The following is a 26,067-nucleotide window of genomic DNA, read 5'->3' as shown; positions in this document are numbered from 1 at the left end:
TATATAATAAGAAGGAAAATATATATGCCTAATATTGCTACGATGTATGATATAAGAACTAAAAATATATCTTATGACAAAAAAGCTTTTTTAGATTTAGTTAAAGGTGATGTGTTAGAAGTTGGAAGTGGAACTGGTCGTTTAATCTCTATATTTAGAGATTCTTCTAAAGTTAAATCATATTCAGGTATAGAGCTAAATAAGGATATGGTTGATATCGCAAAAAAAAATATCCAAAACAAGAAATAATTAATGGAGATTTCTTAAAATATGATTTTAAGAATAAATTTGATTCTGTTCTTTTTTCTTTTAATGTAATTAATGAATTTGTTTCAATTGATGATAAAATAAAAGCTTTAAGAAAAGCAATTAAATTATTAAAAGGAGATGGTGAAATAATTCTCTCTTTTTCAGGGCATGATTTTGAATCTTGGGGGAAAGAATTTAGATAATTTCATTAGTTTCTTCTTCATAGAAAACTGCCGAAGGAATTGTTTTATGATTATGTTCTAGATTAACTAGAAATGCTTCATTGTTTATATATAGTCCTAGAGTAGAGTTGGATGTACCAAAATCTATGCCACAATAATTAGTCATATATAATTATATATATTATTATTAAAAGAATTTCAACAAATTTATAAACTCTTTTCATAAACTGTGATATTGATTATATTATGAGAGTGTATTTTAATGTTTTTTGAAGAGTGATTTGGAAAAATAAAAAAAGATTGCATAAGTTTTTTTCATATGATAATATATTCTTATATTTTTATGAATAAGTGGTATGAAAATGAAAAAAACTATAGGAATCATAGCTCCAGCAAGTTGGATAAAAGAAGATTATTTGAAATCAGCAACTAATTTTTTAAAGGATAATAACTTTAATGTTGTTGTTGCTCCTCAAGTTTCTCAACAAAATGGATATTTAGCTGGTACAGATGAAGAAAAAATAAAATATTTACATGAATTTTTTATTGACGATAATATAGATATAATATTATGTGCAAAAGGTGGATATGGTAGCATTAGGTTACTTGATAAAATTGACTACAATCTTATAAATAAAAAAAAGATTTTTATAGGATATAGTGATATAAGCATGCTTAACATAGCATTAACAAAATACTCTCCTAATATTGATGTATTTTTTGGGCCCAACTTAATAGATATTGCATATTTAAATTGTGATAAAAATCATGATACTCTTAAATATTTAGTAAAGTTTCTTAAACAAGAAAACAATAAAAAACTAAGAAATGAAATCATTTCTAAAAACATTAAAATATTAAAAGAAGGTAAATGCAAAGGAAATATATCTGGAGGAACATTAACTATTATAATGGCTAATATGGGGACACCATATGAACTTGATCTTAATAATAAAATATTATTTATAGAAGAGAAAAAAGAATTCATATTCAAAGTAGAAAGAATGTTATATCAATTGAAAAATGCTGGTAAGTTAGATAATATAAAAGGTTTAATTGTGGGGAATTTTTATGAAACACCACAGTATCACATACCTTTCCATTGCTCTATGAGTGATATGATCGCAGATTTTTTTAAAGATTATAATATCCCTATAATATTAAATTTCCCAGCTGGTCATTGTGATGATAAGATAGCATTACCTTTAGAAAAAGAGGTGACTATAAATACAAAATCTAAAAATATTATTTCTTGGTAATGTTATTTATATTAACTAATTTGATTTTATCAGTAATACATCTAGTTTTTCCTGTTTTAGGACAAGTTTTAAAATCTTTATACTCTAATTTGCAGGTTTCAGGTAAAACTTCTAAATTATCTATACCTATGTCATATAAACAATCTGCATAAACCATTTCCCCTTTATCATTTTCAGGGAATACTGATTTAAATCTATTTATTTGATTCGGCATGTTTTCTGGTAAGTTATCTGTATAAAGAATGCCTTCAGGGAATATATCAACATTTAAATTGCCTTTATAATTATCTATAAAATCTTGTATAATATTTGCATATTCTTGCAATGGTATAATACCTTTTATATCATCATTATAATAATCAGATTCATCTCGAATAGCTCCTATAGTAATTTTTGATAACAACGGAATATTTTTTTCACAATAATCAACAAATTTAAATAAATTATTTTTATTATCCTCATTCATTAAAAACACTATTTTCACAGGATAATATTTCATGACATGATTTATATCTACAATACTTTTAGATATAGGTTTATCAGCACTATTTGAAGATTCTATAGAATGGAAAGCCATATTAATTTTTAAATTTTTATAATCAGTTGGAAGTTTACTTAATAATAAAGCATTTGTATATAATCCAATTTTCTTATTATTCTTTTCAAACAAATTTAAAATATCTAAAAAATTAGAATGAAGTGATGGTTCTCCCCCCATTATATCATATTTATCAACAATAGGATTGTTTTTTATTATTTTTTCAATAGTTTCTAATGATATTTCTTTTTTTATTGCAATTCGCTCAGGTAAACAAAAACATTTAGGGCAATTTAACTGACATGATGTAGTTATAAATAAAAGCATTGTTTTATGATAATCAGAATAAACTTCTTTCCATTTTGCGTTATCATAATTTAATTTTACAGTTAACTTTTTAAGTTTAATTTTCTTCTCTGATTGTGTATCTAACATAATGATCCCCTTTTTTCATTTATTTATTGAAAAATAATATAAAATATATTATGCTAACCATATAAAAGTAGCATATCAATAACTAAAAAGCAAGGAATTTATTACAAGATGACTGAAAGATTTAAGTGCCCTATGGCAGCTCATTTATTTTTAAAAAAAGATGATAAAATTTTGTTTCAACTAAGGTCGGCTAAAAGCTATAATGGCTTTTGGGGGGTCGTTGCGGGACATTTAGATGGAAAAGAAACAGCTTCTCAGGCATGTATTAGAGAAGCTAAGGAAGAAATAGGGATTGATATAAATAAAGAAGATTTGAAACTTGCAACAATTTGTCACAGTTATGTAAACAATGTAGAATACTTACAATTTTTTTTCTACTGTGAACAATGGAATGGTGAAATCAAAAATATGGAACTTGATAAATGTAGCGATTTACAATGGTTAGATTTAAATAATTTGCCTAATAATACAGTCCCCTATATATTAAAAGCTATTAAAAATACAGAAAATAAAGAATTTTTTTATGAGGACGGATTTTAAATGATATTAGTTATCCAGGGATTAACAGGAAGTGGTAAAACAACTTTAAGAAATTCTTTATTAAAAGAGCATTTATTTTTATCTAAATGCTTAGGTTATACTACTAGATCTCCTAGAAAAGGAGAAGTTGATGGCGTGGATTATAAGTTTATATCAGCTGAAGATTTTAATAAGAACCCTAATTTATTCTTAAAGAAAAATATAGGTGAAAAAAAATATGGTGTTAGTAAACAATGTATGAAAAATAAAATTTTAATTTTAGATGATAATGGAGCTAAGGAATTGGAGGATTCTAATTTAGATAATATACATTATATATACCTAAAACCTCCTGTAGAAGAGTTAATTAAAAGATTAAAATTAAGAGGTGATAAAGAAGTTGAAATAAATAAAAGAATAAAAGATGATTTAAAATCTTTTTCTTTTTGTAAAAGAAAGTCAGTTTTAGTTATCTCTAGGGGAAATATAAAAGAGATTGTTAATAAAGCTTCTTGTTTTATTGAGCAAATTGCATCAGCAGAGGATTTAAATAATTTTAAAAGTAAAAATAGAGAAGTGTTTCCTAGATGTAATCTGAATTAATATTATATAATATAAAAAAGGTTTTATGATATTTTTGTGTAAATTGACAGATTTAGGAAGTTATGTTAGAATCAATCTGTGTGAAATTAAAATGAGGTTGGGTTATGAGTAAAAATGTTTGTGGGTTAGATTTTGGTACATCTAATTCTACTTTAGGAGTAATTAAAGATGGGAAGGCTTATTTCCCTAATTTACAAAATACATCATCTATAATACCTAGTGCTATATTGTTTAAAAAAAATGAAAGATTATTTGGACAGGATGCTATAGATGAATTTGTTAAGGATCCAACCGGAAGGCTTATGAGATATATAAAAAGAATATTAAGCGATGATATTTTAGATGTGAGGACTATGATAGGATATAATTCTCTTTCTTTAAAATATGTAATTAAATTATTTTTAGAAAACATGAAAGAAAATGCTGAAAAATCAATTGGTAATAAGTTAACTAGTGTTGTAGTTGGTAGACCTGTACATTTCAACGATAAAAGTTTAGAAAAAGATAAAAAAACGGAAAATGATTTAAAAGAAATTTTAGAATCTATCGGTTTTGATCAAATAGCATTTCAGTATGAGCCTATAGCTGCTGCTTTAAATTATGAAAGAAGTGTTAAATGTAATGAAAATGTGTTAATAGTTGATATAGGTGGTGGAACATCTGATTTTTCTGTAGTAAAAGTTTCTCCAAATGGATTTTTAAAAGAAGATAGGAGAGGAGATGTTTTAGCTAATAGAGGGTTCAGGTTAGGTGGAGTCGACTTTACAGCTTCCTTAAACTTAAATTCAATAGCTCCTTTATTTGGATATAATACAGAATGTTATAAATATCCAACTAAAAAAGAAAAGAGTTCAATTCCTACTGCTCCATTTATTAATTTATCAAAATGGTCTACTATAGGGGAGGCTCATGGTCATGAAGATAATTTTGGTAGAATGACTTATTTGGCTTTAGAACCTGAAAAAATTGAAAGGTTTTATAAGATTATAGATAAAGAACAAGGATACCAAATATTCATGAAGGCTGATAAAGCTAAGATATCTTTATCTTCAAATGAAATCACTAATATTGATTTAGGTTTTGTTGAAAAAAAATTAAAAGTCAATGTTAAAAGAGAGGATTTTGAAAAAAATATTTTAAAAGATCTTAATAAAATTAAACAAGAAGTTTTATATACATTACAAGATTCAAACTTAGATGCGGAAGAAATTGATGCCATTTTATTCACGGGGGGGTCTTCTTCTATACCAGCTTTAAGAAATATTGTAATTAAAGAGTTTCCAAACTCTAAAATAATAGATGCTGATTTGTTTGGAAGTGTTGGTAAGGGGCTAACACTAGAGGCGGATAGAATTTTTGGACACAATAACCCTAGAGTTTTAACAAGTATGGCTACAAAAAAACAAGATGGTTTAAGTATTTAATCAATTTATTATTTTTAAATTATAAGAAGGATATTTTTCCTATTTTGTCAAGTTTTAATTTGCATTATTGTCCTCGGAGCTCTTGCAAAATGCATAGTTATGGTTTATATAGTCTATAAAACAAAGAAAGCGAAGCAATATGATTAGAGTTAAAAATTTAGACTTGAAATTTGGAGATCAATGTATTTTTGATAATGCCTCTTTTGAGATAAATCCTAAAGAAAGAATTGGATTAGCAGGGCTTAATGGCTCGGGGAAATCTACTCTTTTTAAGATATTAACTGAAAAGATAGATAATCATGATGGAGATATAAGTATTTCATCTGGTTATAAGATTGGTTATCTAGAGCAACATTTAAATTTCACCAAAGATACGGTTTTAGAGGAGGCATGTTTAGGCCTGCCAGAAGAAGAATGGTGGAATGAGTGGAAAGTTGAAAAAATATTATCTGGTCTAGGTTTTTCTATAGAAGACTTTCAAAGAGATCCTAAAGAATTCTCCGGAGGTTTTCAAGTTAGACTTAATTTAGCTAAGGTTTTAGCAGGAGAACCAGACTTATTACTTCTAGATGAGCCAACAAACTATTTGGATATTATCTCGGTTAGGTGGCTGGTCTCATTCTTGAAAAAATGGCCAAATGAGTTAATAATAATTACTCATGATAGAAATATTATGAACAGTATAACAACTCACTCTATGGCGATACATAGAAGTAATATTGTCAAATGCAAAGGTGATACAATTAAACTTTACGAGCAAATAGCTCTTGAAGAAGAAGTATATCAAAGACAGGCAAAAAATGAAGCTAAAAAACGAGAAGAAATAGAGAAGTTTATTAATCGATTTAGATCAAAAGCAAAGCTTGCTTCTCGAGTTCAGTCAAGAATCAAAATGCTTGATAAAATGGGAAAAAAAGAAGAGTTACAATTAATAAAAACAATAGGATTCTCTTTTAATGAAGAGGAATTTCCTGCAAGAAATCTTATGAAGTTTAAAGATTTGACATTTGGATACTCGGAAGAGGAATTGCTAATAAAGAACTTATCTCTGCATATATCTAAAGAAGATAGAGTTTGTATCGTTGGGAAAAATGGTAAAGGTAAGTCAACTCTTATGAGGTTGCTGGTTGGAGAGCTAACTCCTATATCAGGAGAAGTATCTTATCACGATAAATGCAAACTTAGCTATTTTGGACAAACTAATGTTCAGAGATTAAATCCTCAAAATGATATAATAGAGGAGCTATTAACAGCTCGAGGAGGAATTACTAATACAGAAGCATATAATACTGCAGGAGCAATGTTATTCTCTGGAGAATTAGCTAAGAAAAAAATCTCTGTTTTATCTGGTGGTGAAAAGAGTAGGGTCTCATTGGGTAAAATCTTATTAAATAAAACTAATTTATTAATGCTCGATGAACCTACAAATCATCTTGATGCGGATTCATGTGATTCTCTTATTGCGGCAATTGATAGCTTTAGAGGTGGTGTTGTGATAATTACTCATAATGAGATGTTTTTACATCATTTAGCAACAAAATTGATAGTTTTTGATGACAATAAAGTAACAGTTTTCAATGGTAGTTATGCAGACTTTTTAGAAAAGGTCGGCTGGAAAGAGTAGTTCTTTTTACTTAGTTTAGGGTTATTCTATATATTAGATATAATATTTGCTGTCATACGAATCATTAGGTAAAAAGCTCCCATGGTGGAAATTTTTTTGCGAAAAAACTTGACTTTAAAGGAATTTTATCCTATAAAAATAAATAGAAAAACGAATAACTATGCTCGAGCGAAAGCTCGGGCTTTTTTTATGGAGTAAAACACAATGATAACTTTTAATTATGAAAATATCAAAAAGGCTTATAAAAAGCACCTTTTTGAGCAAGAGGTTAAGGCTTTTTTGAAAAAACAATATGGAATTGAAGAAAAACCTAAAATAAAACCAAAAGAAATTAAAAAACCGGAAATAAAAAAAGATAAAACAACTAATTTTGAGTTTAATCAAGAATTATCACTAGAAGAGAAGATTTCTGATTTAAATGAATTTTTACAATCTCACTCAAAGAGGGTTGGTAAAGAACAATGTATAAAAGATTTTCAAAGAGGTTTAAATATTTTAAATAAGTATTCTAAAGATAGTTCTATCAAAGAAAAAAATAAGATTAAGGAAGATGGTGTTTTCGGTGGCATAACAAAAGCCACTTTAAGAAGAATTTGTAAATCTTATTCTTTGTATATAATTAAAAAATCAATCCGAACAGGAGCTTTTAATAATGCTTATGCTAAATCATGTAGAGATAAAAGAGTAAATCCAGAAAAAGAAATTAAAGAAATATCTAAAAATTTAAATCATAAGGAGTCTTTATAAATGTCAAATAATGAAAAAGAAAATAAAATTAAAAAGTGGATATATCATGCAGAAGGAGATAACATCTGTGATAAATGCATGGCTCATAATGGGAAAGAATTTAAAACTTTAAAAGAAGCTCCTGATTTACCTATACATCCTAATTGTGATTGTTGGCTTGAACCAGTTGACCATGAAATATGCGAAAACTGTGAACATGATATTGCAACTTTAGAAGATTTAGGTGCTGCTGTAATGGATATGAAAAACAAGATAGAGCAATTGAAAAAAGAATTAGAGAACTTGGAGGTATAGATATGATAAAAATATATGAAGATGGAATTAAAAAAGATTTTAGGATTATTTTTAATCAGCTTATGGAAGATTTTAACAAAGAAATCGCAACATGGGATAATGCTATGGGGGATTTTATGAGAAATATGTTAGAGTTAAAAGAGAAAAGACAGAATGATAAATTTTATCATACAAGAGCTAATCATCAAGCAACTGAAAGAGGTTTTGATGGATATGTTATGTCTCATATATTAAGTTTATACAGAGAAGTATCAGAAGGGTTAGATCAAGTCATAAATAAAGGAAAATCAATAAAAGAAGTTTATAAAGATGCAAAGGAAGATTTTAAAGCTAATACAAAAGGAAGAAGAGAAGTTTTATGGAAATAAATAATTGACAAAGCTTTTATTTATCCATATCATACCATTATGATTAAATTTATATTTAAATGGCTATTTTTTATTTTAGGAGTTTTTTATTCTATGATAATAATATCTTTAATAACATATACATTATCAGGAAGCTAAATTATGATAAGAACCATTCAATATATTTTTATAATTATAGGTTTTGTTGGTACTATTTTATTTTTTATAAATTGGGCTGTTAGTGAAGCTTTATTTGATGATAATTACTCTTGTATAGATAGGAATGGTATTTGGAATGAAGAAAAACAGATTTGTGAATATCTTAATAAATAATAGAAAAGAAATTTTTATCCCTTTAATAATAGTTATATTATCTTTTTTAATTTGGAATTGGTTAAATATAGATTCTTGTCTTGACTCTGGATATTGTAAAGAAGGGTTAGAATTAAATACAGAATACGGTTTAATTACTATAAATCAAGAAAACTGTCAAAAATATAATTGGATTTGGCATGATGAAAAAAAGATTTGTGAAATGTAATGACAAAATTATATATAAATATATTTGAGTGTAATAGAAATAATCAAATTTATTTATTATTAAATCTCTTTGTCAGGTTCAAATCTTCTAGATATATTATACAAAAAGATGTCCCAAAAGGGACATCTTTTTATATGGCACACCCAGAAGGATTCGAACCCTCAACCTTCTGATCCGTAGTCAGACGCTCTATCCAGTTGAGCTATGGGTGCCTTGTTTCAAGCAATATACTTTAGTTTTGCAAAAAAAGCAAGATTTATTTTTAACTTAAACTTTTGTAAAAAAAGGGAGCGATTTCTGCTCCCTATGTTTTTAATTAGATTAATCCAAATATCTCATTATTTCTTCAGCTGCTTTTCTTGGAGTCGCTTTTGGATGATCTCCTTTAGGATATCCATAAACAATAAGAGCCGCTACATTTTCATTCTCAGGTAGTTTTACTATGTCTGCAATTTTTTTGTCATCAATAACTCCTAAAACTACAGTCCCAACTCCTTTAGCATGAGCCGCTAAACAAAATGTTTGACAAGCAATTCCTGCATCAAATATTTCCCAAGGGTTTTCTTCAGAGTCATTTTTAATGCCGTATTTTTCAATACTGCCACTTTTACCTTTTACATAACTTAATACAGCAACTCCTTTTGCTTTTTCTAGTGTGCCGATGTTATAAACGAATCCTTTAACACCGTCATGAGCAAGTTGTTTGATTGTTTCTTCGTTTTCAATAAGAGTGTATCTAGCTACTTGAAAATTTGCCCAAGATGGGGCGAATCTACTTATCTCTATGATTTCTTTCATTGTTTCTTTACTTACTTTTTCGTCTGTAAATTTACGAATACTTCTTCTTTCTTTTAACATTTCGATAGCATCCATGTAAAAATCCTTTCTTTATTTACTTTAAAATGTTCCATATGTATAGACTATATAGTTATTTATTGCAACAAAAATATATAAGAGTTGTTATTGGTTGCTTTTAGCTATTCTAAGGAGAATATATGATTGAAATCTCACTCTATAGCAAAATTTACTCATCTATTCCCTGTGGAATTTTCATGCCACGAGTTAGTAAATAATGCAATTTTTTTATATCTCTAAGTTAGATTTAATTCTTCTAACAGCTTCTTTAACCTCTTCCATTTTAGGCACTAAAGCAAAACGAACAAACCTTTCTCCTGGATCTATATCATCAACTGTCTTTGAAGATATAGCGCTACCTGGTGTAACCACTATGCCAATTTCTATTAGTTTTTCAGCTAATTCTATCCCAGTCATGCCATTAGGAGCTTTTTGCCATAAATAAAAAGTAGCATCTCCTTTAGGAGCTTCTAAACCTTTTGAAGATAGAGCTTCTATGATTAAATTTCTTTTTTCTTCATATTCTTTTCTCATTATTTCAGCATGTTTATTATCTTGTAAAGCAATTATTGCTGCCTCTTGAACAAAATCAGGAGTTCCAGAATCTATATTTGTTTTAACTTTTTTAAATCCAGATATGATTTTTTCATCTCCAGCAACGAAGCCAACTCTGTATCCAGTCATATTATTTCTTTTTGATAAAGAATAAAAAGTTATGATACCTTCTTTTTTAAATTTTAAAATACTGTTTTGTTTTTCTTTGAAAAATATATCTATATAGCAACCTTCATCTGAGGCTATTATTATGTTATTTTTTGCAGCCCATTCGATTAATCCTTTTGTCCATTCATCTGGAGCAGATACTCCAGTTGGAGAGTTAGGATAATTTATCCAAATTATTTTAGCTTTTTCTGCTATGTCAGCTGGGATTTTTTCATAATCTATTAGGAAATTATTTTCTTCTAAAAGAGGGGTGTTATAAACAATGCCTCCTGCAAATTGAGTCCCAGTTCTATAAGGAGGATATCCAGGAGTAGGGCATATTACTAAATCTCTTGGGTTTATAAATCCTAGAGGGAAGTGAAAGACAGCTTCTTTTGAACCAATTGTAGAGCAAATTTCTGTTTCTGGATTTAACTCTATAGAAAATTCTTTTTTCATGTATTTAGCACAAGCTTCACGATAATCTTTGCTACCAATATAGCTAGGGTAGCCAGATGTATTATGTTTTTTAACTAGCTTCTTCATTTTTGATGTTATGAAATTCGGAGTAGGAGTAGTCGGGTCGCCAACACCAAAGTCTATTACTTTTACTCCTTGTTCTTTTAGTTGAATAACTTTTTTGTCAATTTCCGCAAAAGCATATTTTGATGCTCCGCTAATTTTGTCTGAATATTTTATTTCCATTTTAATTTCCCTTTTTTATAAGTTTTCTAAATAAATTTCTCCTGCAAAAACAAATTTTGCTGGTCCAATCATATAAAAATTATTGTCTTGCCACAATAATTGTAAATCTCCGCCAAGCATTTTTACAGTTATTTCATTACATTCTTTGTTCTTTAATCTGTATGCTCCTGCTGTCGCACAAGCTCCAGTTCCACAAGCCATAGTTTCTCCAGAGCCTCTTTCCCAAACGCGCATTTTTAGTATTCCTTTGGATATTTCTTCATAAAATTCTACATTAGTTTTATTAGGAAAAGTGTTCGTATTGTTTTCTATTGGTTTGCCATATTTTTCTATTTCTAATTTATCTATGTTTTCTGCTCTTATAACTGCATGAGGATTACCAACATCAACATAATTAAAATCAAAATTTTTATCACAAGAAGAAATAGGCATTTCTTGGTCTTGTACTTTTGGTGGATAAAACATTTTAACTTTAACATTTTCTTCTATAATTTCAGAACTTATTATACCTGGTATTGTTTCTACAGTCATTGCCTCTTTTGTAATATTTAATTTATTAGCTAAATAGGAAACACACCTTACAGCATTACCACACATTTCTGCTTCTTTACCATCAATGCTGTTGAACATTCTCATTTTTATATCAGCTTTATCGCTAGGCAATATTAGAACAATACCATCAGATCCAATTCCTGTATGTCTTTTAGAGACTTGTATGGTTGATTGAATTATTTTTTCTATAGGTAGTTTTTCAGATATACAATCAAAATAAATGTAATCATTACCTAATCCATGCATTTTGTAAAACTTGATTTTCTTATTCATATTTTCTCCTTATTAATTTTTTATTATTATAATTTATATACAATTAGTGTCAAGATTATTTTTAATAACTCTTGAATAATTATTTACTCTATGTTATTCTCCTGGAACGAATTAATAAGGAGAATACAATGGAAAAGATATCAAATAAAGATGGTGTTATTTGGAAAAATGGTAAATTTGAAAACTGGAGAGATAGTCAAACTCATGTTTTAACACATGGTTTGCATTATGGTAGTGGAGTTTTTGAAGGTATAAGAGCTTATGAAGGTAAAATTTTTAAAGCTGAAGAGCATTATGAAAGATTCTTAAAATCTGGTGAACTAGCTCATGTAAATATAGATTATAGTGTGCAAGAGCTAATAAAAGCTACTTATGAAATTATGGAAAAGAATAATCTGACAGATTGTTATATTAGACCTCTAGCATATAAAAATGACGATGGGCTTGGAGTGCAAAGCTCTGATATAGGAGTTGATGTAATTATTGCTGCTTGGGCTTGGGGAAGTTATTATGGAAGCAAAGGTTTAAACTTAGGGAAAACAGAATGGAGAAAGCCAGATCCAAGGACTGTTCCTGTGCAAGCAAAAGCATCTGGTATGTATTTGGCAGCAGGAATTAACAATAACAGAGCTAAAGAATTAGGTTATGATGATATGCTTATGTTAGATGTAGAAGGTAATATTGCAGAATGTACTGTTTCAAATGTTTTCTTTGTTGATAAAGAAGGGGCTTTACATACTCCTACAGCTGAAGGTTTCCTAAATGGAATCACAAGACAAACAGTAATAGAAATTGCTAAAAGAGAAGGTATATCTATTTCTGAAAGAAAAATATCTCCAGACGAACTAGGAGATTTTGTGGCGATGTTTACTTGTGGGACTGCAGCAGAAGTTACTCCAGTTGCAACTGTTTGGGATGATTATAAATATGATGTAGAGAATGGAGTATTACAAAAATTAAAAACTCTTTATCATGAAGAAGTAAGGAAGTAAGCTATGAAACAAGCCTCATCTTTAAATATAAAAACAGATAGAATTACAATAGAAGAAATTTCTATTGATGACATCCCTGTTTTTGAAGAAATAGGGAAAGCTATGGATAAAGATATAGATGAAAAAGAAGGAAAGATTAAATTTGCTGCTTTGGACTCTAATCCCGAATCTGCTGAAAGATTAGTAAGAAAAGCGATAAAAATGCAAACTAAAGAGAACCCTAGAAATGGGTTCAGAATGTCTGTTAAAAAAGAAAATGAGATAATAGGTTATTCAGATATTTATGTTATACCAGAAGAGGATGGAACTTTAGGAGATGTAGGTTATTTTTTAGATCCAAAACATAGAGGTTTTGGTTATGCTCGAGAAGCAACTCTTGCTGTGATTGATAGTTTTTTTAAATTTTTTGATTATGATTATATAAATGCTACTACTAAGCCAACAAATAAAAAATCTTTTAATGTATTAACAAAAATGGGATTTGTTAAATGTAGTGAAACTTATGAAAGTCAGCACTATAATGGAGATTTAAGAAATGATTATAAATTAACAAGAGAAGATTTTTATGCAAAAAATGAAATCCCAAATTATGAAGGAGGTTTTTTCTAATGAAAAAAATAGCTTATTTAGGAATAACTGGATCATATTCATATGAGGCTTGCAAAAATGTTTACCCTAATTGTGAAACTATTGAGTGTCATTCTTTTGAAGATATTATTAAAAAAGTTCAATGTGGAGATGTTGATTTAGGTATGCTTCCTGTCGCTAACTCTTCTGCATATAGAGTTGCTAATGTTCATAATTTGTTACCTAAAATGGATTTGCATATAGTTAAAGAGTATGTACATAATGTAAATCACTGTCTATTAGGTATTCCAAATAGCAAATTATCTGATTTAAAAGAGGTTTATTCTCATCCTCAGGCTTTAATGCAATGCTCTGATAACTGTATTGAGTTAGGAATAAAACAAAACTCATATGCTAATACAGCATCCGCTTCAAAATATGTTGCAGAATTGGGAGATAAAACTAAAGCAGCTATATCTTCAAAACTTTCTGCTGAAATATATGGTTTAAAAATATTAAAAGAAAATTTACAAGATAAAAACAATAATAGAACTACATTTTGGGTGGTGCAAAAAGAGTTAGATATTCCAATGGTTAGTGAAAAAAATGTTACTACTTTATTACTGACTACAAAAAATATTGTAGCTTCTTTATATAAAGTATTGGGTGGCTTTGCTACTCACGGAGTTAATTTATTAAGTATAGAGAGCTATGCTAATGTTAATGATGCAGATTTCTTAATTACTATTGAAGGCAATATTGAAGAGGAAAATGTAAAGTTAGCTTTAGAAGAAGTAGAATTTTTTACAAAAAATATAAAAATATTAGGTGTTTATAATAAAGGATAATAATTATGAAAAAAATTGCAGTAGCTATGTCAGGAGGAGTCGACTCAACAGTCGCGGTGGTGCTATTAAAAGAGCAAGGATATGAAGTTATTGGAATAACTCTAGATATGATAGGTGATGGAAAAGTTTTTGTTGAAGCTAAAAAATTAGCTAAGAAAATGAACATAGAGCATCATGCAATTGATATATCTAAGGTTTTTGAAGAAAAAATAATAGATTATTTTGTAAAAACTTATAAAGAGGGTAAAACTCCTACTCCTTGTGTTATGTGCAATAGATTTATTAAATTTGGTCTATTAGCTGATAAAGCTAGAGAGCTAGGTTGTGAAAAAATGGCTACAGGTCATTATGTTATTAAAAAAGATGGAGCTATATATAGAGCCACAGATGGTAGAAAAGATCAAACATATTTCTTATTTAATATAACTCAAGAGCAAATAGATTTCTGTGAGTTTCCTTTAGGAGAATACACAAAACCAGAGATAATAAAAATAGCGGAAAAGCATGGTGTAAGACCTTCAGGTGGAGAAAGTCAAGATATATGTTTTGTTGAAGATGGTAAATATGCAGAGTTTATAAAAGAAAGAAGTGAAGAGCTAACTCCGGTTGATTTAATAGATACAAAAGGAGATCTTATTAAAAAACATAAGAGTATTATTCATTATACAATAGGTCAAAGAAAAGGGCTTGATATAGGGGGATTAAAAGAACCTCAATATGTAGTTAAGATTGATGCAGATAAGAATCAGGTAACTGTTGGTAATAGGAATGAATTGGCTAAAACAAAAGTTTATTTATCAGAGATTAATTGGCTTGGAAAAGAAAAGCAAGAAGAGGTTTTTGTAAAACTAAGATATGCTCAACCATTGAGAAAAGCAAGTATTGACTTTTCTGATAGTAGTGTGCTTTTAGAAGAGCCAGATTATGCAGTAGCTCCTGGACAAGCATGTGTTTTTTATGGGGAAGATGGTAGGCTACTAGGTGGCGGTTTCATAGTTTAAACAATAGGTTAGTATACTAACTAAATAAAAAACTTATGTATTTTTTTTGATTTATGCTTCTTTTTGTGATATAATCTTTATATTACAACTGAAAGGGGTTTGCTATGACAAAAAATAAAAAAGCAAAACAACAAAAAGGCAAAAAAACAAGTAAGTTGAAAAAATGGAGTCTTATAGGCTTCTCAACTACTGCTGTTTTAACTGGTATTCTTACTGCAGGAGGAGAAAAAATTACAGAATTTATTTTTTCTGATAGTGAAGAAGAGAAACAGTTAAAAATTGAAAGACAAAAAAATCAAGAATTAACTAGTTCTTTGTCTGAATTAATGGCAGAAAATAAAGCTATGAAAGAAAAAATGGAGCAACAGGCAAAAACTGATAAGGTTTATGCTCTTTGGGATAAAAATAATAAGACATTCAAATATTTCCATGAAATTACTCATTATGACTCTAATGTAATGAGTTGTTTAGCTAATGGTAATGTATCTTATCTTATGAGTACTTTGGATGATAATGGTAACTCTATTGTGGTTCCTATGAAATTTAATAAATCAAACAGAGGATTTAATAATAAACTTGTCTTTCCAGAGATTTTAAAGCCAGAATTGCTTGTTAGAAATGCAAAGAAATATGGTCCGTTATTAACTAAATAATAAATATATATGTTTAATTAAATATAAAAAAAGCTCCTGTTTTACAGGAGCTTTTTTAAGAAGATTATGCTTCAGTTGTTGAAGTGGTGTTATCTTCTGTAGAGTTGCATCCACAGTCACACTCTGGATCGCAATCGCATTCTTCGGGAATACATCCGCATGAACAACATTCGTCAGTTTCCTCATTGCAAGGTATGTGAGCTACAGAGATAACATTTTCTTTATCTTTAACTGTAAATACTTTAACACCTTTTGAGTTTCTGCTTGTTTGTCTTACAGAATCAACTTTTGTTCTAATCATTTGACCAGCATCTGTTACAAGCATAATTTGAGAATTATCATCTACTATGAATGAAGCAACAATGTCTCCATTTCTTTCGTTAACTTCCATGTTACCAATACCTTTACCGCCACGGTTTGTTAAACGATAATCATGAATAGATGCTTTCATTCCATAACCTTTAGAGCTGATTACTAATAATTGTTGATCTGTTTCTGATAAATATTCAACTTTTTCTTCTGAGATGTGCTCAAATTCTGCAACATTAGGGTTTTCACCTCTCTTAATTGCATTTTGGAACTTGATATAATCTCTTCTTTCTTCCGAAGTAGCATCTACATGATTTAGAACAGACATAGATATAACTTTATCTTGTTCTCCAATTCTGAATCCTCTAACACCTGTAGAATTTCTAGAACTGAAACAACGAATATCAGTAACCTTAAATCTGATTGCTCTACCATTGTTTGATGCAAGTAAGATATCTTGATTTTCATCACAAACTCTTACAGAAATTAATTCATCATCTTTTTCTTCTAATTTCATAGCAATTAGACCGTTTGATCTGATTTTGCTAAATGATTCAAGAGTATTTCTTCTTACTCCACCTTTTGCAGTAGCGAACATTAGGTATTTATCTTTCCATTCTTCTTTATCTTCTGGTAAAGCAAGGATTGCAGATAAAGACTCTCCATTTTCTAGAGGCAGTATGTTTACCATAGCCTTACCTTTTGATTGAGGAGTGCAAAGAGGTAGTTTATATGCTTTCATAGAGTAAGCAATACCTTTTGTTGTAAAGAATATTAGAGGAGTATGAGTGTTAGCAACAAATAACTCTTTCACAAAGTCTTCGTCTTTAGTATTCATACCAGTTCTTCCTTTACCACCACGGTTTTGAGCTTTGTAAGTATCTAAAGGAACTCTTTTGATATATCCTTGGTGAGAAACAGTAATAACCATATCCTCTCTTTGGATTAGGCTTTCAATATCTGTAGAAAACTCTATGTCTGATATTTCAGTTTTTCTTGGAGTAGCATATTTTTCTTTTACTTCAATAAGCTCATTTTTAAGGATTTGAATTAATTTATCTTGATTTGATAATATTTCTAAATAATTCTTTATTAAATCACAAACACCTTTTAATTCTCCGTCTATTTTATCTCTTTCTAGACCTGTTAATCTATGTAATTGTAGAGCTAATATAGCTTTAACTTGAGCTTCTGACATTTTATAGCAACCGTTAACAACTTCTCTACCTGGCTCTGCTATTAGCTCAATCAGAGGAGCTACATCTAGTGCAGGCCAATCTTTTTCTAATAATAATGCTCTAGCAGTTGCAGGATCTTTTGCCCCACGAATTAGAGCTATTACATCATCGATATTTGCTACAGCAACAGCTAGACCAACTAATGTATGAGCTTTATTTCTAGATTTGTTTAGATCAAATATCGTTCTTCTTGTAATTACTTCTTCTCTAAATTCAATAAATGCAGTTAGGATTTCTCTTAAATTCATTTGCTGAGGTATTCCTTTATTGATTGCTAGCATGTTAGCACCAAAAGAAGTTTGTAATTGAGTATATTGATAAAGTTGATTTAAAACAACTTCTCCAACAGCATCTCTTTTAAGTTCAATAACAACACGAACACCAGATCTATCAGATTCATCACGAATGTCTGAGATTCCTTCAACTTGTTTGCTATTTACTATTTCAGCTATTTTTTCAATAAGTCTAGCTTTATTTACTTGATAAGGTATTTCTGTAACAATTATAGCCCATCTATCTTTACGAATTTCTTCTATTTCACACTTAGCTCTCATTACAACAGAGCCTCTACCTGTAGTTAGAGCTGAATGACTTCCTTTTCTTCCTAAAATTATTCCACCAGTTGGGAAATCAGGAGCTGGAACATATTCCATAAGCTCTTCAGCAGATAAATCTCTATTATCGACTAAAGCAAGAGTTCCATATAATATTTCTCCTAAATTATGAGGAGGGATGTTTGTTGCCATACCAACAGCAATACCACCTGTTCCGTTAACTAATAGGTTAGGGAATCTAGCAGGTAAAACAGATGGTTCAAATATTGATCCATCGTAGTTAGGATTAAAATCTACAGTGTTTTTCTCTATATCTGTAAGAAGGCTTTCTGAAACCTTCGCTAATCTTGCTTCTGTATATCTCATAGCAGCAGCTTTGTCTCCATCCATAGATCCAAAGTTACCTTGCCCTTGAACCAGAGGAACTCTTAATGAGAAGTCTTGAGCCATACGAACCATAGATTCATAAATAGCACTATCACCGTGAGGGTGATAACTACCCATAACATCACCGACAATACGAGCAGACTTCTTGAACGGTTTAGAGCTAGTATATCCACCTTCATGCATTGCAAATAAGATTCTTCTGTGAACAGGTTTAAATCCATCTCTTACATCTGGTAATGCACGAGAAACAATAACTGACATAGCATAATCTAAGTAAGATTGCTTCATTTCATCTTCAATAGAAATCTTTGATATGTCTGATAATTCTTTGTTTTCTGAGATTATTTCTTTTTCCATTTCATCACTCATAAATATTGCATCCTTTTTCTTATTGTATAATATATAATTTTTAGCATTTTGAATAAAAAAAAACAAGCAAAAAAGCTTGTTTTTTTAGTTTTTTCTTAATATTTTTTTATTGAGAATTTTCTTTTATGAAGTTTTTAATTTTTTCTTCAATTTTCAGAGTTTTTTCTTCAAATTCTTTTAAAGATTCTTCCGTAATTACTTTGCTTTCTTCTTTAATTTTTTCTATTATTAAATCTTCTTTCATATTACTACCTTTTTCTTCTATATGGTGTCTTGAATTCTTATTTGAGAAAGGCTGTTTTTTACTTGTTTTTTAGATATTTCTTTGACTCGTAAAGCTGTTCTTCTCGCTTTTTCTATTTTTGTTTTAACATCTTCTCCAAATGTTTTTATATCATTTTCTGAAGCTTGATTTTTTTTAATTCCTTCTTTTTGACGATATTCATTAAACATATTTGTTATTCCAGCGGCCTCTTTATTTGTTAATAGTTTTAAGGCATGAGTGCCAGAGTTATAATCTCTAATATTAAAGATTTTTCTAATTACACTATCTAAAGCATCTTTGTTTAATTTTTGTCTTTCACTTTCACGAACATTGTTTCTAATTAAAGATCTTCTTTTAACATTAAAAGCTTCACATGTTTGTTTAAAGGTTTCGTCAGTTATTGCAATTTCAACTCCCTCTTTGCTTCCTGTTGTTGAAATACAGCCAATAGGCTTTATACCATTGTTCTCTAAGAAGCAATAGGCATCAGCTATTGTTCCTCCAACAGATATGTGGTCATCAACTATAATTGCTTCTTGGTCTCTATTTAAATCACTTTCGCTACACTCTCTAAAATAAGAGTATGCTATAGCTCTTTTACAGAAATCTTCTCCCGTTTTTTTGTATTTTTTGTTATATTGGATTATTCTTTTATAAGAAAACCCTTCTGGTTTTAAAATTCCTTCTTTTCTTGCTTTACCTTTTAAGAATGCACTCATCATCATTGCTGTAGTTAAAGGTATAGGGTTTGGCATAGTATCTTCTGTAAAAGGAGATGCTATCGCTACAAGAGATGGTTGATTATGCTTATGTTTTTCATAAAGTTTAGTTAATTTATTGATAACATCTTCTTCATGCATAATATTACTAACCATAACTAAAGATTCGTTAGTTATATCTAAATTTGAACCGATATTTCTACCATGTATTTTTGCTATTGTGTAACTATCAGTTGTATGGTTCTTCATATCTCCTAAATATAATCCCCAAAAATCTGGAGATATTGAATTTCTGTAATGAGTAGCAATTGACATATTTTTTATAATCTTTCTATTTTGTTTTGTATAAAATATTATATCATAAAATGCGTGATTTTACAAGAATAAACAATGCTTTTTAACTGTTTTTTAAAACTTTTTAAGGAGTTGGGTTTTGGGGTTTGTTATCTTTATTTCGATAAGAATTCCCACCGTAATTATTTAAGATACTTTTTAAGATATCTATTGATTTTTCCCCTTCGGTTTTACCTTTTGAATTCTTATATGCCTCATTAACTATTTCTACGGCAATGTTTTTAGTATCTTCACCAAATTGTTTTGCTTCATCAGCAATGTTGGGAGCGGTTTCAGGTGTTACAACTCTAGAGGTTGTGCTGTCATACTGTTTTTGTAATCTAGCAAGCTTTTTCTTTAGCAATTTTTCTTTTTCTAACTCTGTTAATTTTTTAGTTTTTTCTTTTTCATCTAATAATAAACTAGCCTTAGAAAAAATTTTATTGCTATTCTTTGCATAACTATCATGTTCATATTCACTAAAAGGTGTTTGTTCAGCTTTAGTCTGCTTTTTTATACCGTTAATTTCAGTGATTTTGTTTGTTTCTACTAGTTCTGGTAGTTTGTTAACACCAAATGCTAGAAGACCTAATGTTGATGTGCTTAATATAATTTTTTTCAAAAACATAATATAATTCCCCTTACTTATTGTTATAGTAATATATTGTATCATGTTATAAAATAAAAAACAAGTTATAAAATAAAAAAAACAAGCCCACTATAAAGAGGGCTTGTTATTAGTTTAATGGTTAATACTTTTAACTAAGTTTTTCAAACCATTCAATTAGATTTAGTTTACTGTCAGAACCAACTTTCATATCTACTTTTTCACCATCTTTGAAAGCGATCAGAGTAGGTAGGTTTTGTATTCCGTATTCAACTGCAAGCTCTTCTGCTTCTTCAACATTTGCTTTAACAATTGTTACATTATCTAGCTCACTATTTAGTTCGTCTAAAACAGGCCCTAGCATACGGCAAGGTCCACACCATTCAGCCCAAAAATCTACAATTACAAGACCTTTTGCTGTTAAATCTTTGAAGTTATCTTTTGTTACGTGTTCACAAGTCATAATATTTTCCTCTCTAACTTAATGTTTTTTCAACACTTTAAAAATTAAAACCACTTTTGAGTATATATAATCAAAAGTGGTTTGTCAACTGTGTTTTACGTTAATTTAAGGAGTAAAAGTCTTTGCAGTTTTTTTTGCTTGTTCTTGCATATCTTGATTGTTTTTGTTATTAATCTTGATACCGCTTTCTGCTAGATCTGCTGATGCTTTAGCATAACCTGCAGAGGCATATTTTGCTTTTATAAACTTAATTGCTTTTTGACTAGCTACTTTAAGATTAGCTTTAGTCTCTGCGACTTTTGTTTTAGCTTCAGCTGTTTTTTCTCTATAATCTTCGTAAATTTCTTCAGCAGTATCCATTCTATCTTCGGCTGTGTTTTGTGCTTCTGATAGTTTTTTTATACCTTTACTGATTATTTTCTTATCTCCTTCAATAGATATTTCTTCAGGAGATTTATCTTGAAATGTTATAACTTCAAACCAATTTCTATCTACAGCATCCTCATTGTCATCAGCTTTTGCAAGGTGATTTTTTGCTTGTTCTAACATATTAGAGATTTTATTATAATTTTCTTTTGCTTTTTTATAATTCCCTAAAGATTGTGCTTCAAGTTTCTTTAATTCATTGTAGTTGGTTTCAGCTACTGAAAGAAGCTTTGTTTCTTCTTTAACTTTTACCGCAACTTCTTCTTGGATTTTTTTTGTTTCTAGAGCTTTTGCTTTAGATTTTTCTGCAGCTTTTGCTTTAGCTTCTTTTTCAACTTTAGTCTCAACTCTAACATCTTCTGCTTTCACAACAGTTCTTTTAGAATCTTTTTTCTTTTCAGTTTTAGATACTTGAGGCTTTTTATCTTCATTATTTAATGAATTATGTATCTTTTTTAATGTTTCAGCATTTTGATAACCGAAAATAGCTGCGGATATTATAAATGAAGATAATATCCCTACACCTGTATTTTTTAAGTCGTTTTTTGTACTTGCTTTCATAAGTATACCTCTTTTGTGTTTATTTCTAGATTAATTATATCATAAAAATAGATTTAAAACAAGCTAAAATTGCTTTTTATAGAAAAAATATAGTAATTAAATTTTAATTTTATCTCATTTGTAGTTCTAAGATGTCAATTCTTTTAATGATTTCTTAATTAAATCGTTTAGATCACTGTATTCTTTTATAGCTTTAACAGCCATAAATGCTTTTGCTCTATTATAACCTAGATTAATTAGAGCTGATATAGCATCATTTACATCTGCTGATTTATTTGTCTCCGATTCTGTAACTATGCTATTTGCAATAGTTGGAGAAATTGATAAATCTGAAACTTTGTCTTTGAGTTCTAATATTATTCTGCCTGCTAATTTAGGTCCAACACCATCGGCTCTAGTTATAAGAGCTTTATCTCCAGACATTATAGCTGCAGTTAAATCATCAGGAGATAATACATTAAGTATAGATATGCAAACTTTAAAACCAACTCCTTGAACAGTTGCTAGAGTGTTAAACCAGTACTTTTCTTTTGTTGAAGAAAAGCCAAAAAGTTTTATAGAGTCTTCTCTCACTATGGTTTCAATATCCATAGAGATACTCTCTCCGTCACTAACTTTTTCCATGGTTTTATTTGAGCAATTTACTAAATAACCAACTCCATTTACATTTATTATAATAGAGTTTAAATCATTTTTATAAACAGTTCCTGTTAATCTAGCTATCATATTTTATCCTATTCTTTTTTATATTATTTAACAGCAAGTTTGATATTATGCAAGAAGTGTTTTATCTTCTGTAATATCTTTTTTCTTTCCTTTGGCCATTTTAACCTTAAGCATAAGAGCACATGGAGTAACAACTAAAGTTAAAGCTGTAGCAAACATTAATCCGAAAACAATTGTAATTGCTAAGCTTTGCCACATTGATGTTGATGGAGCACCATAAGAAACTTCTCTTGCGATAAAATCAACTGTAAATGTTGTCGCCATAGGTAATAATCCTAAAGCAGTTGTTATAGTTGTTAATAACACAGGTCTCAATCTTTGAGCACAGGTTCTTAATATTACTTCTTTGCCATCTGAATACCTGTTTTCTAAACCAGAAAAGGTATCAACTAACACGATATTATTGTTAACAACAATACCTGCTAGAGCAATTACACCAATACCGCTCATAACTATTCCAAAAGGTGAGCCTGTAATGATTAATCCAACTAAAACACCAATGGTTGATAGCACAACGGCTGAAAGGATTAGTCCTGCGCTGAAGAAACAGTTAAATTGAGTAACTAGAATTATTAACATAATAAAAAGAGCAATAGAAAAGGCTTTTTTCAAGAACTCAGCTGCTTCAGCCTGATCTTCATTTTCACCTCTCTCTTTTATTTTTATTCCTTTTGGAAATTTGTCAGGGTTTTCTGTAATCCAATTAGATATTTCAAGCATCTTATCATTTGCTAGAGATCCTAAAGTTATATCTGATTTAATAGACATAACAATAACTGTATCTGTTTTGTTGATAGTGCTTGTTTTTTGTTTTGGCTCTAATTCTATAAAGTTGGATATAGGAACCCAACCATTAGGAGTTTTGATTCTTAAATCTTTTATTTGGAATATAGTTCTATTGTTTCTAGGGTATCTTAAATAAATATCGACTTCATCATCACTATTATCAGGTCTATATGAGCCAATTTTCATCCCGTTTGTTATTAATCTAACATTACTACCAACACTAGATAGGCTTAAGCCAAACTTAGCAGCTTGAGCTCGATCTACATCTACTTCCCATTGTATTCCTGGAAGTGGAGCAGTTGTTTCAATATTTCTGAAACCACCAAGCTCTTCCATTGCTTTCTCAATGGTTTTAATTGCAGATGCTAAGTCATTAAATGATGTCCCAGATATTTCAAGTTCAATAGGTTTATCTCCACCAGGACCACCTTCATTTTTCTTTGTTTCTATAACAATTCCACCAAGTTTATCTGCTTTGCTTTTAATTCTTGCTAATATTTCGTCAGCAGTATCTCTTGTATCCCAATCCATTAAATCTAGAGATATTGTCCCAATTATATCTTCTGCATTTTGAGAGCCTCCATTTGAATGAAGAACACTAGTATAAACACTATCCATACCATGTTCTTGCAAAACAATTTCTTCAACCTCTCTTACAAGTCTATCTTTTTCATAAATAGACATGTTACCTCTAGCATGAACAATCACTTGTGCTTCATCTGGTTCTGATGATGGAAAGAACTCAATACCTTTACCAAATGCTCCATATAAGAACACAGCTAAAAATAAAGATCCTACAGCCATCCATAAAACTCTTTTATAATGAGATAAAGCTTTTTCTAAAAACTTGATATACTTACCTGTGAATCCTTTAATTTTATTAAGATCTCCATTTTCAGCCAAAACAAGAGCTTCATGCTCTTCTTCAGATGTTGCACCTGGTGCTCCCCATATTCCTCCAAGAGTTGGTACGAAAATTAATGCCATAAATAAAGATGAAATTAAAACAGCTAAAACAGTAATAGGGAGATATTTCATAAATTCTCCTGTCATGCCTGGCCAGAATAATAGAGGGAAAAATGCGGCTAATGTTGTTGCTGTTGAACTGATAATTGGCCAAGCCATTCTTTTAGAGGCCTCGGCATAAGCTACTTTTTTGTCTATTCCTTCTGACATTTTTCTATCAGCATACTCTGTTACAACTATTGCTCCATCAACTAAGATACCTACTGACAATATAAGTCCAAATAGAACAACCATATTAACAGTTAATCCTGATAAATGTATTATCATAATACCTGCGAGAAAGCTTCCTGGAACAGAGATTCCTACAAGAAGTCCACTTCTCCATCCTAGAGCAGCAACACAAACTATCATAACTAATATAATAGCACTAAGAACATTGTTTTGCAGTTCTGTAAGCATATCTCTAATACCAATTGACTGATCGGAAGTATATGTTATTTTTATAGCTTTAGGCCAATCTTTTGAGTTTTGAATTTTTTCAATTGCTTTCTTTGCACTTTCTACTGTTTCGATTAGATTCTCGCCACTTCTTTTTGTTATCTCAAGTGCTATAGCATTATTACCATTCATTCTTGCAAAAGATTGAGGGTCTTTAAAGTGTCTTCTTACTTTTGCTATATCCATGACTCTAACTACAGCATCGCCATTTGTTTTTATAGGCATTAATAATATGTCTTTAATCGTTTCAAATAATCCTGGTACTTTTATTGCAAAACTCCCTGAGCCAGTATCAAGATTACCAGCAGCAACAAGTTGGTTGGAATTTGCTATAATTTGAAGAACTTCTGCAGTGTCTAAATTGTAGTTCTCTAGTCTTTCTGGGTCTAGTATTACTTCAACTATTTCTTCTCTATCACCAGTTATATTAACTTCAAGTACAGAAAGGTTCTTTTCAATTTCATCCCTTAAGATTCTAGCTTTTTTTGTTAGTATCCTTTCAGGAACAGAGCCAGATAATGTAGCAACAATAACGGGGAAGTCTTCAAAAGTTCTTTCTTGAACTATAGGTTCATCTGTTTCTTCTGGTAAATCGGATTTGTTCTCATCTACAACTGTTTGTACTTCATCTTTAGCTTCATCGGCATCAAATCCTGCAATAAACTCTAGAGTAATGCTTGCTCCACCCTGATATGCTTTAGATGTTATTTCTTTTACTCCTTCAATAGTTTTTAACTCTTTTTCCATGTTTCTAAGAAGAATTCTTTCAGCATCTTCAGGGGAGATTCCCTCATGGTGCATACTCACTGTTACATATGGAATATTTATATCAGGAAAAGATTCTTTAGATATAGTTGAGTAAGAGTAAGACCCTATAGTTAATATTAGTACTAGCATTAACAGTACTGTTCTTGATCTATTTATTGCATTTTGGATAAAGCCGTGCATTT

The 26,067-nt window shown here is 29.6% G+C and carries 29 protein-coding genes and 1 tRNA gene; 16 read left to right on the top strand and 14 right to left on the bottom strand.

Annotation, left to right across the window (positions count from 1 at the left end; genetic code table 11):
* A partial coding sequence (locus OIF36_04145) for a class I SAM-dependent methyltransferase (GenBank protein MCV6599650.1) occupies positions 1–249 on the top strand: 249 nt, incomplete at its 5' end.
* 195 nt (positions 250–444) lie between these two features.
* Here OIF36_04145 and OIF36_04140 read toward each other — a convergent pair.
* Complete coding sequence (locus OIF36_04140; protein ID MCV6599649.1) at positions 445–597, bottom strand: hypothetical protein; 153 nt, start codon at positions 595–597, stop codon at positions 445–447.
* Between the two features lie 196 nt (positions 598–793).
* On the opposite strand from OIF36_04140, the gene OIF36_04135 reads away from it, so the two are divergent.
* On the top strand, positions 794–1,690 hold the full coding sequence (locus OIF36_04135; GenBank protein MCV6599648.1) for an LD-carboxypeptidase: 897 nt from the start codon (positions 794–796) through the stop codon (positions 1,688–1,690).
* Here the strand turns inward: OIF36_04135 and OIF36_04130 are convergent.
* The gene (locus OIF36_04130) at positions 1,677–2,663 is read right to left on the bottom strand and encodes a 4Fe-4S cluster-binding domain-containing protein (protein MCV6599647.1); all 987 of its coding nucleotides are present in this window, start codon (positions 2,661–2,663) and stop codon (positions 1,677–1,679) included. The two genes, OIF36_04135 and OIF36_04130, sit on opposite strands and share 14 nt — an antisense overlap.
* A 108-nt stretch (positions 2,664–2,771) precedes the next feature.
* Between OIF36_04130 and OIF36_04125 the strand changes: the two genes are divergently transcribed.
* From OIF36_04125 to OIF36_04085, 9 genes are all read left to right on the top strand, one after another.
* Positions 2,772–3,203 (top strand): NUDIX domain-containing protein, encoded by a 432-nt coding sequence (locus OIF36_04125; GenBank protein MCV6599646.1) that lies wholly within the window; start codon positions 2,772–2,774, stop codon positions 3,201–3,203.
* Complete coding sequence (locus tag OIF36_04120) at positions 3,204–3,785, top strand: AAA family ATPase (GenBank protein MCV6599645.1); 582 nt, start codon at positions 3,204–3,206, stop codon at positions 3,783–3,785.
* 104 nt (positions 3,786–3,889) lie between these two features.
* Positions 3,890–5,209, top strand: a complete 1,320-nt coding sequence (locus OIF36_04115; protein MCV6599644.1) for an Hsp70 family protein — start codon at positions 3,890–3,892, stop codon at positions 5,207–5,209.
* Between the two features lie 139 nt (positions 5,210–5,348).
* A complete protein-coding gene (locus OIF36_04110) occupies positions 5,349–6,833 on the top strand; it encodes an ATP-binding cassette domain-containing protein (GenBank protein MCV6599643.1) in 1,485 nt (494 codons plus the stop codon).
* 204 nt (positions 6,834–7,037) lie between these two features.
* Complete coding sequence (locus tag OIF36_04105; GenBank protein ID MCV6599642.1) at positions 7,038–7,580, top strand: hypothetical protein; 543 nt, start codon at positions 7,038–7,040, stop codon at positions 7,578–7,580.
* Entirely contained in the window at positions 7,581–7,874 is a 294-nt protein-coding gene (locus tag OIF36_04100) for a phage head morphogenesis protein (GenBank protein ID MCV6599641.1), read from the top strand.
* A 2-nt stretch (positions 7,875–7,876) separates the two neighbouring features.
* Positions 7,877–8,242: a hypothetical protein gene (locus OIF36_04095; protein ID MCV6599640.1), complete on the top strand. Its 366-nt coding sequence runs from the start codon at positions 7,877–7,879 to the stop codon at positions 8,240–8,242.
* A gap of 141 nt (positions 8,243–8,383) precedes the next feature.
* Positions 8,384–8,554: a hypothetical protein gene (locus OIF36_04090; protein ID MCV6599639.1), complete on the top strand. Its 171-nt coding sequence runs from the start codon at positions 8,384–8,386 to the stop codon at positions 8,552–8,554.
* A complete protein-coding gene (locus tag OIF36_04085; protein MCV6599638.1) occupies positions 8,517–8,762 on the top strand; it encodes a hypothetical protein in 246 nt (81 codons plus the stop codon). Before OIF36_04090 ends, OIF36_04085 begins: the two co-directional genes overlap by 38 nt.
* Positions 8,763–8,897: 135 nt before the next feature.
* On the opposite strand, the gene OIF36_04080 is transcribed toward OIF36_04085, so the two are convergent.
* From OIF36_04080 to dapF, 4 genes are all read right to left on the bottom strand, one after another.
* Positions 8,898–8,974, bottom strand: a tRNA-Arg gene (locus tag OIF36_04080).
* 109 nt (positions 8,975–9,083) lie between these two features.
* Positions 9,084–9,635 (bottom strand): nitroreductase family protein, encoded by a 552-nt coding sequence (locus OIF36_04075; protein MCV6599637.1) that lies wholly within the window; start codon positions 9,633–9,635, stop codon positions 9,084–9,086.
* A gap of 210 nt (positions 9,636–9,845) precedes the next feature.
* On the bottom strand, positions 9,846–11,024 hold the full coding sequence (locus tag OIF36_04070) for an aminotransferase class I/II-fold pyridoxal phosphate-dependent enzyme (GenBank protein ID MCV6599636.1): 1,179 nt from the start codon (positions 11,022–11,024) through the stop codon (positions 9,846–9,848).
* Between the two features lie 15 nt (positions 11,025–11,039).
* On the bottom strand, positions 11,040–11,837 hold the full coding sequence (gene dapF, locus OIF36_04065; protein MCV6599635.1) for a diaminopimelate epimerase: 798 nt from the start codon (positions 11,835–11,837) through the stop codon (positions 11,040–11,042).
* Between the two features lie 140 nt (positions 11,838–11,977).
* Between dapF and OIF36_04060 the strand changes: the two genes are divergently transcribed.
* From OIF36_04060 to OIF36_04040, 5 genes are all read left to right on the top strand, one after another.
* Positions 11,978–12,841: a branched-chain amino acid transaminase gene (locus OIF36_04060; GenBank protein ID MCV6599634.1), complete on the top strand. Its 864-nt coding sequence runs from the start codon at positions 11,978–11,980 to the stop codon at positions 12,839–12,841.
* Between the two features lie 3 nt (positions 12,842–12,844).
* The gene (locus OIF36_04055) at positions 12,845–13,450 is read left to right on the top strand and encodes a GNAT family N-acetyltransferase (GenBank protein ID MCV6599633.1); all 606 of its coding nucleotides are present in this window, start codon (positions 12,845–12,847) and stop codon (positions 13,448–13,450) included.
* Positions 13,450–14,256 (top strand): prephenate dehydratase, encoded by an 807-nt coding sequence (locus tag OIF36_04050; protein MCV6599632.1) that lies wholly within the window; start codon positions 13,450–13,452, stop codon positions 14,254–14,256. The genes OIF36_04055 and OIF36_04050 overlap by 1 nt, the downstream gene beginning before the upstream one ends.
* A 5-nt stretch (positions 14,257–14,261) precedes the next feature.
* Positions 14,262–15,257: a tRNA 2-thiouridine(34) synthase MnmA gene (mnmA, locus tag OIF36_04045; GenBank protein MCV6599631.1), complete on the top strand. Its 996-nt coding sequence runs from the start codon at positions 14,262–14,264 to the stop codon at positions 15,255–15,257.
* Between the two features lie 104 nt (positions 15,258–15,361).
* Positions 15,362–15,910: a hypothetical protein gene (locus OIF36_04040; GenBank protein MCV6599630.1), complete on the top strand. Its 549-nt coding sequence runs from the start codon at positions 15,362–15,364 to the stop codon at positions 15,908–15,910.
* Positions 15,911–15,974: 64 nt separating this feature from the next.
* Here the strand turns inward: OIF36_04040 and gyrA are convergent, their stop codons facing one another.
* The 8 genes from gyrA to OIF36_04000 all read right to left on the bottom strand — a co-directional run bounded on the left by gyrA (position 15,975) and on the right by OIF36_04000 (position 26,065).
* A complete protein-coding gene (gene gyrA / locus OIF36_04035; GenBank protein ID MCV6599629.1) occupies positions 15,975–18,767 on the bottom strand; it encodes a DNA gyrase subunit A in 2,793 nt (930 codons plus the stop codon).
* 106 nt (positions 18,768–18,873) lie between these two features.
* Complete coding sequence (locus tag OIF36_04030; protein ID MCV6599628.1) at positions 18,874–19,011, bottom strand: hypothetical protein; 138 nt, start codon at positions 19,009–19,011, stop codon at positions 18,874–18,876.
* Positions 19,012–19,028: 17 nt separating this feature from the next.
* Positions 19,029–20,066 carry a hypothetical protein gene (locus OIF36_04025; protein ID MCV6599627.1) on the bottom strand — a complete coding sequence of 346 codons (1,038 nt, stop codon included), beginning with the start codon at positions 20,064–20,066 and terminating at the stop codon, positions 19,029–19,031.
* Positions 20,067–20,169: 103 nt separating this feature from the next.
* Positions 20,170–20,712, bottom strand: a complete 543-nt coding sequence (locus OIF36_04020; GenBank protein ID MCV6599626.1) for a hypothetical protein — start codon at positions 20,710–20,712, stop codon at positions 20,170–20,172.
* Positions 20,713–20,842: 130 nt separating this feature from the next.
* On the bottom strand, positions 20,843–21,154 hold the full coding sequence (gene trxA / locus OIF36_04015) for a thioredoxin (GenBank protein MCV6599625.1): 312 nt from the start codon (positions 21,152–21,154) through the stop codon (positions 20,843–20,845).
* 105 nt (positions 21,155–21,259) lie between these two features.
* Positions 21,260–22,141: a hypothetical protein gene (locus OIF36_04010; GenBank protein MCV6599624.1), complete on the bottom strand. Its 882-nt coding sequence runs from the start codon at positions 22,139–22,141 to the stop codon at positions 21,260–21,262.
* 126 nt (positions 22,142–22,267) lie between these two features.
* Positions 22,268–22,867 carry a Holliday junction branch migration protein RuvA gene (gene ruvA, locus OIF36_04005; protein ID MCV6599623.1) on the bottom strand — a complete coding sequence of 200 codons (600 nt, stop codon included), beginning with the start codon at positions 22,865–22,867 and terminating at the stop codon, positions 22,268–22,270.
* A gap of 45 nt (positions 22,868–22,912) precedes the next feature.
* The gene (locus OIF36_04000) at positions 22,913–26,065 is read right to left on the bottom strand and encodes an efflux RND transporter permease subunit (protein ID MCV6599622.1); all 3,153 of its coding nucleotides are present in this window, start codon (positions 26,063–26,065) and stop codon (positions 22,913–22,915) included.
* Positions 26,066–26,067: the final 2 nt, after the last annotated feature.

This window comes from Alphaproteobacteria bacterium, from assembly GCA_025800285.1.
GTDB lineage: Bacteria > Pseudomonadota > Alphaproteobacteria > JAOXRX01 > JAOXRX01 > JAOXRX01.
This window is presented reverse-complemented; position numbering and strand designations above follow the sequence as displayed.